This window comes from Paracoccus sp. 228 (assembly GCF_000967825.1).
Taxonomy (GTDB): Bacteria; Pseudomonadota; Alphaproteobacteria; order Rhodobacterales; family Rhodobacteraceae; genus Paracoccus; species Paracoccus marcusii.
On record NZ_JYGY01000011.1, the window covers coordinates 1 to 11,681 of the forward strand.

Genomic DNA, 11,681 nt, shown 5'->3' on the forward strand with positions numbered 1-11,681 from the left:
CATTAAATGACCGTTTGCAAACAGATGCAACGCCGATATCTGCGTCTGCCGTACGGAAGTCTAGATCCTCTGCATCCATCAGGGGACGGAAATGGGCGGCTTCGTGCGCTCTCAGGGCCGTATTCCAAGGCCTCGGGATCTCCTCTGCCTGAGTGGCGGAATGGTGGTGACTTCGGCCAATATCTGAAAGTACTAGGCAACTGCAGAATGCTGGCAATATGCTAAACTGTTGGCGGCATAATCATGGGCTATCAGATGGATGTCGGATCGCTTCTTCTGAGTGCCGAGACCCACGCCGCGAGGGTTGAGGGCATCCTCCTGGCCGACCCCGCCCTGGCTGCACTGTGGCGGATGGAGACGAGCCTTCTGGAGGCTGCCGCCTCGGTCGGCCTCGAAGGCGAGCGCATCTCCACGCAGGGGATGGTGCTTCGTCTGACCAGCGGCACGGCGGTGGAAGAGGATGCCCGGGCGGTCGAGATGGCCCTGAAGCTTCTGGTCGTCATCCGCCGGCCCGGAGACCCGTTTGGCGCGCCGATAGCGGCGCTGCGCCGGATCGAGGCGGCTGCGGCACCCATCGGGCAGACACGCGATGAGGGCGATCGCTTGGAGGATGCGGAGCTGCCCTTGGTCGTGGAGGCCAGTCGCACCTGGTCCCACGTTCCGATCCTGGCGGGATGGCGTGCGGCGGCCAGCTATGCCTTCCGCTCCCGACGGAGCAGCCCGGTGGCCGAGCGGCTGATCTTCATGGCCGTGGAGGGTGCCGCGCGTCATCTGCAGGGGCTGTCTCCTGATAAAAGGGCTAGCCGCGATGAGCTGGACGAGAGGGCAGGGGGCCTGCTGATGCCGGCGGCTGCCGTGTGGATCGTGCCGCCATCCGTGTCGCTGACCCGCACCGGCTTTCGGGTCTGGTCGCCGATGACCGGGCTGGCCACGTTCCTGGAGGCCGCCACGCGGAGCCTCTCTCATGACCTCGGTCATCTGGGGACCCTGCGCCATGAGCTGGCGCGTCTCTCGGCCATGGCGTCGTCTGCACACGGGCGGTCGCGCCTTGGCGACTTGATCGCCTATCTGAAGGCGCAGCCGGTCGTGAGCTCGGCGATGGTCATGGATCATCTGGGGGTGACGCGCCGGACGGCCCTGACCCTGATCGGCGAGCTCGTCGATGGTGGCTGCCTCAGCAATCTCACCGCCCGAAGCACCTCCCGGTTCTGGGCGCTGCCGTCCCTTGCCGCGCGGATGGGACATGCGGGAGGGGCGGGGGCGGTTCGGGGTGATGTATTCGTCAGCCGCAAGGGGCCGCGCGAACGCTTGAAACAGATCGGTGCCTTGGAGCGGATAAAGGGAGGGCGCGACGAGGGCCAACTGGACCGGATCATGGCGGATTTTGATGCCGCGATGTCGGGCCTGGATGATGTCGTGCGCCGGGCGGGGGGTCGAGAGCGGAAAGACGAGTAGATCCTGCAGCGGTCAATTCTTTGCATGTCTGGAGACGCACGCTGTGCGGTAGAGGTATCCTAAGGCGGAACTAAGAACGTCGAGTGTGAAAGACTCAGTTCAGGAGGGCGCGCAGCAATGAATTCAGAGCTTGGACCATTCAGTTACGACACGGTAGCTGGAATGCTGGTAGAATGGGGCGGTGCGCAGCGCCTTGGGACATTGCTGTCGGAGTGGTTTGAGCAGCGCAAGCTGCTGATCGTTACTGACCGCTTCCTGCATCAGTCCGGCCTTCTGGATCTCGCCAAGGTATCGCTGCAATCGGCAGGGTTCGAGATAACCGTCTTTGACGATGTCGTCGCCGACCCGCCAGAAGATGTGATGATCGCATGCGCAACGATAGCCAAGGTGACCCGGTTTAAGGAAAGCGGGACGGGCTAGCAGATCCGGATAAACTTTGCCCTGCGAGATGCCGCAGGGCTCTGATCCTGTTTAACCCCATAACCCCGGTTGATCCCATTCCCCTGCTGGGCGCGCCATATAACACCCAAAGGGAGGGGCATTGCCCTAGGTTGAATTAAATTATATGTTTTAAATTCGTGTTACAGAGGGATGCACACGACCTAAATACTTAACTGCCATTCGTTTTATTTTATTATTAGATTCAGGCTGATTATTTATTAAGTTAATATCAGCTTTATGTAAGGCAAGCGCTCTATTTTTCATAGGTATACGTAGAACGCCTCCCTCAAGAAAATCTTTCTGCAGATGCTGAGGTGTTTTTTTCCATATGGTTCGGCGGATATGTCGGATAGACGCTTTTAGATCAAGCTCACGACGCAACCAACCTCTTCCAAAGCCCAAATTACGCGTGGTTTCTTCTTCATTTTGCGTCCAGACAGCAAGTTTCTCGCGGCATATATAAATCGGCTCCACTACCATACATGTTCTAATATACTCATCAAGCGCAGGAATGGTATCTGTTTTAAATGATAATTCTTGCCGAATATTTTTTGACCAGAATGCTCCCCCGTTTGAAATTCCAATTCCACCAAAAAGTGAAAGGTGGAATTCCTCTGGCTGATACACACGCTCATCAAATGTCCCGTTAAGTATACCAAAACTGCTCAATCGATTTTCTGTAACATAATCTATAACTTGATTTATCTGACATATAGAAACGCCATTTTGTTCAATGATTTGTATGCCCCTGTCAATGAAATTCTCTTTAATCTGATTATCATCCTCAAGCATAAAAAAATAATCTGCTGAATATTGATTCTCAAGCCGGAAGCATGCATCCAAGTTAGCAATTAAGTATTGTTGAGGTCGGTTAGAAATATATTTAATGCGAGGATCGTTTATCTCTTCTATTACTTTTTGAGCAGATTTATCTGGGCAATCATCACGAACCTCACAAACCCAATCTTGGTGTGTTTGCGCTTGCAAGCAATTAAGGGCTCGTTTTAGCTGAGAAGGGCGGCGATAGGTAGGGGTGCGAACTAAAACTAGAGGCATAGTACTTTCCATTGTTTAGAACTAGTTTATATTACCAGTAAATTCTGTTTAGCATAGTTGACGAGCTATGGCTTGATAGACGTATTTTATAGGAGAAAAAATGCTAAGAACTATAGATCTTTCCCCTCCTGTAAAGCGTGGTTCATTTTATATCGCCAGCTATGTCCCTTAGCATTGTCTGGAGCGTCAGGATCTGTGATGATTATCCGTGGGTCTTGCCTTACACCGAAATTTGTTTTACTTATAGTAGTTCCTTTCCCATACACAGTCCTGCATTTGGAAGCGGCTGCGGACCCGAAAAATTGTGCATGGCGGCAGCCTGTTTTTGCCCGCTCTGAGTGGGCTATTAGGACAGGTAAGGCCGGGGCTGAGCCAATCTCGGGGCAGGCTCACATCTGTTTCCGATGCAGCAGCCTTACAGATTGGCTGCTTTTTATTGCCGTAGAGGGCGCCCCGCGTCACGCACAGGGACGTGGCTCAAATCTAAGGGCTACGTGATGAATTGGAAAAGACGTCAAGCTGCTGATTTCTGATTGGAAATAATTTAGGTGCAGGGTAAACCCGTCTTAGTTCTGACGCTAAGTCAACACTTATTCATGGCCGCCTCCTTCATGGCCGCGTTCCTGGCGAACGCGGTCACGCTCGGCGGTCAGCGCGTCGCTTACGCGGTCGATGCCCTGCTGCGCGGTCGGATCGTTGCTGGCGCGCAGATAATCCCGCGCCAGGGTCAACTGGTCCTCCCGATCCCCGACACCGCGCAGAACCGCCGCATCGCCGTTCTTCAACGCCGCCAGTTCCTCACGGGTCAGCAACCGCTCGATGGCCTCGCGCAGCTTGCGTTCATCTTCGGCACCGACGGGGTTGGCGTAGCGGGCCAGCTCAGTGTGATCGGTGCCTGCACCATCGCGCGACCCGATGGACGTGACGGGCGCCCGCTCCTGCGCATCGGCCTCGCGGACACGTTCGATCTGGGCGGCGGCATCATGGCCCGGCTCGGACGTCTCGATCACCGCCCCACGCTGTGCGGCCGCGCGCTGATAGATGGCGTCATCGACGCCATAGTCAGCCGCCACCCGGTCATAGGCCGTATCAACAACCGCGATAGCCTGCTCCAGCTGCGCCTCATCGCGCAGATCAAGCCCGCGCAGATCAGCGACAGCCTGCAAATCCTGCTGGACCCACCGGGTTTCCAGAGCCGCGGAATTGGCCGCAACCCGCATCCGGGCCTCCACCTCGACCGGATCAATGCCGGTCCCGTCCAGGGCTGCACTCAGCTTGTCGCGGCCTTCCAGCGCGAAACGCGTGTTCACCTCCTGGACGTTCTGCGCCGAATAGATGCCCTCCGCGCTGGCCGCCTCGCTCAGGTCGCGCGACCGGGTGCCAAGCGGTTGCATATGCTCGACCGAGGACAGCGCCTCGGACAGCTTGCGTTCCATGGCGGGGCGCTGGTTCGGTGCCGCGTCGGCAATCCGCACCTCCGCGTCATCAACCGCGCGCCGCAGCCCCTCTGCGGCTTTGTCAAAATCATCCTGGACGGACATGTAGGGTTCTCCCTTGGATACAATGACGCCGCCCTGGGACAGGACGGCTGATGCCTTCTCAAATGCGGTAGCCAAATCCTGCAAATTCGCTTGCGAGGCGTAGCTCGCAAGGTCGCGATAGCGCAGGGACCAATCGCGGACCTCCTCGGTGGCACGGCTCAGCGCGTCACCGGTCCGAGGCTTGCCCGAAGGGGCCTCGAAGGCAGTGCCTGTCGTCACAGCCTTTTCCTTTGCCCGCCGCCACTCGCCATCCGTGGGGGGGTAGTTGATATGCCCGCGCTGCAAGCGCGTCGTGGCCTCAAGCTGGATGCCATAGCGGGCGGCATGATCCACCATCGCCTCCTTGAAGGCCTGGTAGGTGTATTCCGTGCCCTGACGGAGGGTGAAGTAATCCCCCGGCTCCCTGCCTCGCCGGTTGACGATGATATGGGCGTGCGGGTTCTTGTTCGGGCTGTCGGTATGGACGGCCACCATGTAGTCGAACCGCCCGCCAAGCTTCTCCTTGCAGATCTCGCCGGCGATCAGACTGACATGCGCGGGCTTGGCCCCGCGCGGAAACGACATGATCACGTGGGTTGTCCGGGCCGCGTTCATCTGGCCCCGCCAGTCGTCGGTCCAGCGCGATACGGCACGCTTGATCTGCTCCGGCGTCAGACGCTTCTCACCGTCCAGAAGACCGCGTGAATCATGCACGTCCACGCTCTTGCTGAACAGGTAGCTGAACTGCGCCGACAGCTGCCCCCTGGAGGCACAACCGCCCGTGCGGATCATCTTGAAGACCGCGGGTGATGCCCCCTGCGCCGCGCGCGCCATGTGCCGGGCACCCGACAGCTGACGGCCACCCTTGATCCTGTCCCAACCGTCCTCGAAGAGCCTGGTGGAGACACCGGCAACGGCATTAGTCCGTCCCATGTTCCGACCCCTTCATTCCGGCCACGAAGCGGCGGACCGTCTCCGAGGCGCGCTTGCCTTCCATCTCGCGGACCTGGGCGGACACACCGTCGATGTGACCCAGAAGATCGCTGAGAACCTGCTGCTGCGGCTTGGTCAGCTTCAGCTTTTCGCCCCGCCGGACCTCGTAGTTCTTGGTGGCGACCAGCTGGTTCACGTTCCGACCGATGGCCGAAAGCTCCCGCGCCACGTCGCGCAGGGCACCGGCCAGGTCAGGATCAGGCTCCAGAAAACCGGAAGGCACGGAACACACGCGCCGCAGRGCRTCKGCCCGGCTCTTCAAACCAAGCCGTCCCGTGAACGCATCGAAGGCCAGAAGCCTGTCCCGATCCACCGTGAATGAGACAGGTGCAGTGCTTGTATCCGAAACCTTGGCCTTGTCGTGGAAGCTGCGRACGGCGCGGTAAATGGTCGGYCGTGTCACGCCATAGGTCTTTGCCAGCACGGCCACGGGCACGCCAGCACGGACGGATGCGACGATCTTTCTCTCGTCGGCAGGCGTGATCTTCTTCGCTCTTCCGGCCATGTCCGAAGTGTAAAAAATTACGGTTGCATTTCTTGCCAATCAACCACGCGACCCTCGCCTAAAAGTCGAAGGCCGTCAAGGAATTCGGCTTTTAGGTGACGGTCGCGTTCAATTCGCCTGGACTGAGGGTGCCGCGAAGCATGCACCCGAAGAACGGCCGAAGAGGCCCTCACAAGGCCGACAGGGGGCCATCTCGCAATTTTGGGTAGAGAGGTAAGGGTCCAGCCCGAACAGGGCGCTCAGCGGTCATTATAGGAACTAAACCGGATACGGTCTTACCCAGGGCGTCCGCTCATGCAGATCACGGGCAATTAGTCACAATTCGGCGCAAGGGACCTTACCTGCCACCTGACTCAACGCTCTACCAACCACCTTACCAAACACGTTACAAACCACCCCACCGGACACTTTATCTTTTACGTTACCCAACACCTTACCCACTGCATTACCTATTACCTTACCTGTTGACAGAATGTCGGCGCAGGCAACAGAACGAGGTCAACGAGGGGCCGTCCTGCCATGGGATCAGGCCGATTGAAGGGGATGATCAGATGGCAATTGTGCTTGGACTCATGAGYAAGAARGGCGGAGCCGGAAAATCCACCATCGTCAAACTGCTTTCATCCGCAGTGACCCATGCCGGCCATAAGTGTCTGGTGATCGACCTCGATCCGAACAAGGACATCCTGACATGGTGGGCAGTTAGGGTCAGGATTCATAACAAACAGATGACGGTTGCTGCGAGGGCGATGGCCGAGAGGAAGACCTCCGGACATCTGTCGTATCGAGTTGCCACGCACCTCCAATCCTTGAGCCTGCCGAACATGATCTCGATGCGACTTCGCCGCTTGTAGCGTCGCTTATCATATTGGACCGGCGTCTTGCGTTGCTTCCGACTAGGGATGCAAGCGCGTATCCCTTTGTCCTGCAACGCCTCTCTCAACCAGTCAGCATCATAACCGCGATCGCCAAGCAGCCATTCGACGTTTGGCAAGCCGCTGAGCAGCGCCCGTGCGCCGATATAGTCGCTCACCTGTCCGGCGGTGATGAACAGGTCGAGCGGTCGTCCCCGGCTGTCGCAAATGGCGTACAGCTTGGTATTCATGCCGCCCTTTGTGCGGCCGATCAGGCGTCCACGCACCCCTTTTTTACGGCCATACTGATCGCTGTTCGATGTGCCTTCAGGTATGTGGCGTCGATCATCACGGCCTTCTCCTCACCGTGGTTCGCAGCGAGGCTTGCCATCATACGAGCGAAAATGCCCTTTCCGCTCCAACGCCTCCAACGGCAGTAAAGCGTCTTGTGAGGCCATAGGCGGTGGGTGCATCACGCCAGCGCAAGCCATTGCGGATACTGAAGGTAATCCCGCTGACAACTCGCCTGTCATCAACGCATGGCTTTCCGTGGGACTTTGGGAACCAGGGAGCGAGACGTTCCATCTGCACGTCGGCCAGCCAGGAAAGGTCGCTCATGTCACCGCTCCGTTTCCGAGCCGTGAATCACACAGCAAAACAAGTATCAGCGCACCCTGACCCTTCTGTATATCCGTTCTGCTAAACTGGTCCCGTCACCGGCCCCGGCTAGGACCGATGGCGGGGTGGTACGCGACGTCTGACCCTTGTGGCATGGCCGCGTCATCGGCATAGATGTCAGCCGCGACTGGCTGGACCTTCATTGCCTTCCCGACGGGCATCGCTGCAGAGTGCCAACGCTCCGGCGGGTCATGCTACCGTGGCGGAACTTGCCCGAGACCGGAATGCCATCGTCTGTTTCGAATCGACCGGCGGCCAAGAGTGGCAGCTCTGGGCGTTGTTGGAGGCAGAAGGTGTTGCAGCCCGCCAGGTGCCCCCCGCTCAGGTGAAAGCGTTTGCGCAAAGCCGGGGYACGCGCGCCAARACCGACMGGATCGATGCGGRACTCATCGCCCGTTTCTTCGCATTCCGACCCGAAGCAGGCCGCAGTCTTCCTACGGAGAAGATACGCATTCTCAGAGCCTTAACGTCTAAAAGAGCGCAGCTGGTTGAAATGCGCAAACGGCTGCTGGCCCAAATCCGCGCGCATCAAAAACTGGGCAATGCCGCGATGTTCGAGGACGTCGACAGCGAGCTGAAGCACCGGATCGACAGCCTGATCAAGGAGCTGAAAGACCGGATCACCCGGGCCATCGCCAGTGACCATCACCTTTCGGAGACAGCCATCGTCCTTCGCTCCATCCCGGGGATCGGCCTAATTGTCAGCACGATGCTGATCGCCGAAATGCCGGAGATCCGCACCATCACCGGCGAAGAAGCTGCCGCGCTCACCGGATTGGCCCCGGTCGCGCATGACAGCGGAACCCTTCGCGGGAAACGAGCCATCGCGGGTGGTCGCCGTGCCMTGCGGCACGTGATATTCCAAGCGGCTTTAGTCGCGGCACATCATAACCCGGACYTGAAAYMCTTTGCAGATCGCCTCCGCAAGGCCGGAAAACCGCACAAGGTCATCATCACCGCCGTCACCAGAAAGCTTGTCACTATCTCGAACGCCTTATGCAAGAGCCGTCAAAAATAGGCCGCAGCAACGGTCTGAGAGATACAGTTGCTAGGATGCCGCATCTACGACCTATCTTATCAAGTGGTCCGGTTTCAGTCTTATTGATGGGCTTATTGATGGGCCTTTTTGCTCGACTAAGAAAATGATTATCTGGCTTTGACAGCCAGTGAATGCCCTTTGGCGCAAGTGTTGCCGGTCAGCAGACGGGTAGTCCTTCAGCGTTACACTGGCCTTCAAAGGGTGATACACCTCGCCCGGTTGTAGACCATGAAGCAAGCACCTGTCATTGAGACAGGCGCTTACCTATTTATGTTTCTAAAGCCAAAATTCGTTTAGAATTGAGAAGTTGATACTAGGTACGTCACTATAAAAGTCTTTTTCATTTTTTTCATAATTTTCGTTTTGAACGGCTACATTATCATCTAAAGTCTTAGTCCAGACTAGATCAAAAGGGGTCGTCTCGTATAAATTAACAATGTCAACCCCATCTACAAAATTATGCACGATGCTGTCTTTTTCTTTAAATGAAGTTTCTGAATTTAAGTTGAACAAGAATATATCAAATAATGTATTATTTTCACCAAACATGATGTCAATGTCCGTTGCATCTGCAATGGAAATAACTGCCTCGCCGCCGGAGTATCTGTTGTTATTCCCGTATCCAGTCGGCGTGCCAATCCGGGTCACTTCTGGAATACTGCTTTGGTCGCGGTCGCCGCTAGCGGCATTACTTAGGCCATTACCTTCGTCTTGGTTATATGTCGGGGTTCGGTTATTCAGACCCTTGATGTCAGTGGGGGGAACACAGATTACGGTGGAGGTGACGAGAGCGTCAGCCTGATCCGACAGCTTGCTCATGAGATCACCTAGGCTTTCGATCCGTGAGTTGTCGTTACTCATGCTGCCGTAACTCCCTTCAGCGCCATTCTTGCCGACGGTAGCGGCATTCTCGACCATGCTCTTGGAGGCAGATTCGATGTCTATTGAGACCGAGTCCGAAGACACGCCAGCAGATAGTCGAGACAGAATCTTCTCCTCGCCCGTTCCAATGAAGTCGCTAGCGTCTCGTTCTTCCCACCAGCCGGGGTTCATCTCGTTAAACTCGACGATGGCGTCCCATCGCTCAGACTGATCGTCGAGATGTTGCAGAGCTCCCCACGATCCATAGGTCCCATGCTTTGCGACATCGACGAAAGCGTTAAAGAGGGTGCCTCCGGCGTCCTTCCAGCTCTTCATCAGCTCCAGGTACAACCCCCCCATGGCGTCTGACTGGTTCAAAGCCATGAAGAAGTTGGCGAGCGTCTGGTTGCCTGCCCACTGGCCCACACCGACGACATGGGTGCCGCCCTCATACATCACGAGGTCCATGTCATACTTATCGGCGATAACCTTGTGGTACTCGAAGGTTTTCACGAGGCTGGCGATCGTTCCGTCCGGGTTGCCGGTGACAGACCCGTCACGTAGCTCGCGTATGGCGAGGCTGATTGCCTGGTCATACTTGTGGGCTTGGACGTAATTTGTCAGCTGAGCTCCCGAGAGGCCCATCTCACGTCCCTCGGCGCCGGCAGCAATCTCGGAGTTGGAGATCCAGGACAGGACTGTCCCGGCCTTCTCCCGGCCAAGAGAGCCATCGAAGTAGCCTGTGACCGCATAGTCGTTAAACAGGTTCGCTGGAGTGACCGAGCCGCCTTTGACCGCGTTCGGGGCCTCGAGGATGCTTTGCTCGAGGCCGTGCCAAGCTGTGTGCGTGGCAATGACCTTGTTAACCATCTCATCGACATTCGGACCGTAAACCTGATTCACGATGGCGGCCATCTCCGCAGCCTTCATTCCGTAGAACTGGACCCAAGCATCGCCCTGTCCGGGCCAGAGTTTCTGGCCCTCGACATTGGCCCACTGTGCCTGCTCGAACTGCCAGTTCCAGACTTCGTTTGAGTATTCGAAAGAGGGCTTCAGGTCTGGGTCTAGGTTCTCTTTCACGTAGCTAACAAAGTTGCGGATGAACTCCGCGTCGGCCTTGTGCGGGATGTTAAACCACGGGTCGGTGCCGGTTTCGTTGGCCAGCTTCACCATGACTTCAAGCGGAACCCCAGCTTCGGTGGCCCAAGTGGCGTCACTGGCTTCCGCCCGATCGCCCCATTTGGATAGGTCAGAGTCGTTCGTCGCCTGCCAGTCCATGAACCGCAGCGAACGCATGTCCTCGATCTTTTCGATCCAGTCCGGGTTGAAGATCTTTCCCGCTTCGAATGCCGGAATGTTCTTCTGGTGCACCACCGAAATGTCACGAATATAGTCGCCACTGTTGATTTTTACGATGTCGAGGCTGATCAAGTTGTTCCCGCGGGGCGTGTAGTCGAACCAGATCTCACCGTCGCCGTATCGGATGTTCGTACCCCCGTTGACGACGATCTGGCCTTCTCCCTCGTAGGTTACACGATAGGTTCCACCAATCGAGGTCATCGCAGCAGGCATTTCCGTCAGGAAGATTGCGCTGACATGCGTTACTCCGTCCGGCATTCTAGTCAGGTAGCCGTCAGCGTCCGATACCGCTTCAATCTGATCACGGCTGGCACCGCCCCAACGCCCTTCAAGATGACCCGTCCAGGGACGGGAGCTTTTGAAGACGTCGATGAATGGCATCTGGCTCGACCAGTCCGACACGCCGTTCAGGCCTATTCCCATAGAGGGGTTGGTCAGAACGTCTTGGGGAACAGGCGTAGGGGTAGGAGCCGGAACGACCGGTGGCGAAGTGAGGACGGGCCCGACATCGGCGAGGTTCTTCGGCGCAACGCCATTGAAGGTGAAGTTCACGTTGGTCAGGGCCGATTTCGCGACGCCCTGAAAGAGGATGCTGTCGCCGCCCTCGAAGACCATGCGAGTGCCACCCGTCTCAGTGACGAGATTGGTATAACCCGCGTATCCGCGGACATCGACGAGCTCTCCCAGCTTGGCGTCGAAATCGGTGATCACGTCGCGACCGTCGCCTGCAGAAAAACGGAAAGTATCTTTTCCGGTTCCACCGGTAAGCGTGTCGTTGCCGGTACCGCCGACCAACGTATCGTTGCCCTCGTTTCCAAGAAGGATGTCGTTTCCGGCCATTCCGAACAAGCCATTGTTGCCGCTGTTGCCGGAGATCAGGTTGTCGAGGCTGTTGCCCTCACCACGGGTGTTGGCCGCAG

At 57.2% G+C, this 11,681-nt stretch carries 6 protein-coding genes and 3 pseudogenes; 4 read left to right on the top strand and 5 right to left on the bottom strand.

Features of this window, described 5'->3' with window-relative positions:
- Window positions 1-243: 243 nt before the first annotated feature.
- Together SY26_RS19300 and SY26_RS19305 are read left to right on the top strand one after the other, a co-directional pair.
- Complete coding sequence (locus tag SY26_RS19300; RefSeq protein ID WP_046000813.1) at window positions 244-1,455, top strand: helix-turn-helix domain-containing protein; 1,212 nt, start codon at window positions 244-246, stop codon at window positions 1,453-1,455.
- A gap of 162 nt (window positions 1,456-1,617) precedes the next feature.
- Window positions 1,618-1,875 (top strand): iron-containing alcohol dehydrogenase, encoded by a 258-nt coding sequence (locus tag SY26_RS19305; RefSeq protein ID WP_198143157.1) that lies wholly within the window; start codon window positions 1,618-1,620, stop codon window positions 1,873-1,875.
- A gap of 150 nt (window positions 1,876-2,025) precedes the next feature.
- On the opposite strand, the gene SY26_RS20815 is transcribed toward SY26_RS19305, so the two are convergent.
- The 3 genes from SY26_RS20815 to SY26_RS19315 form a co-directional block, all read right to left on the bottom strand.
- On the bottom strand, window positions 2,026-2,964 hold the full coding sequence (locus tag SY26_RS20815) for a glycosyltransferase (protein WP_084693833.1): 939 nt from the start codon (window positions 2,962-2,964) through the stop codon (window positions 2,026-2,028).
- 578 nt (window positions 2,965-3,542) lie between these two features.
- Window positions 3,543-5,405, bottom strand: a complete 1,863-nt coding sequence (locus tag SY26_RS19310) for a relaxase/mobilization nuclease domain-containing protein (RefSeq protein ID WP_084693832.1) — start codon at window positions 5,403-5,405, stop codon at window positions 3,543-3,545.
- Window positions 5,392-5,970, bottom strand: coding sequence for a helix-turn-helix domain-containing protein (locus SY26_RS19315; RefSeq protein ID WP_046001920.1), 579 nt, complete (start codon window positions 5,968-5,970; stop codon window positions 5,392-5,394). Before SY26_RS19315 ends, SY26_RS19310 begins: the two co-directional genes overlap by 14 nt.
- 572 nt (window positions 5,971-6,542) lie before the next feature.
- On the opposite strand from SY26_RS19315, the pseudogene SY26_RS22255 reads away from it, so the two are divergent.
- Window positions 6,543-6,650, top strand: a pseudogene (locus SY26_RS22255) (AAA family ATPase); the annotation flags it as partial.
- 35 nt (window positions 6,651-6,685) lie between these two features.
- Here the strand turns inward: SY26_RS22255 and SY26_RS20825 are convergent.
- Window positions 6,686-7,442 (bottom strand): annotated as a pseudogene (locus tag SY26_RS20825) (IS5 family transposase).
- Window positions 7,443-7,590: 148 nt separating this feature from the next.
- Here SY26_RS20825 and SY26_RS19330 point away from each other — a divergent pair.
- A complete protein-coding gene (locus tag SY26_RS19330) occupies window positions 7,591-8,520 on the top strand; it encodes an IS110 family transposase (protein ID WP_255352908.1) in 930 nt (309 codons plus the stop codon).
- 297 nt (window positions 8,521-8,817) lie between these two features.
- On the opposite strand, the pseudogene SY26_RS21735 reads toward SY26_RS19330, so the two are convergent.
- Window positions 8,818-11,681, bottom strand: a pseudogene (locus SY26_RS21735) (calcium-binding protein); the annotation flags it as partial.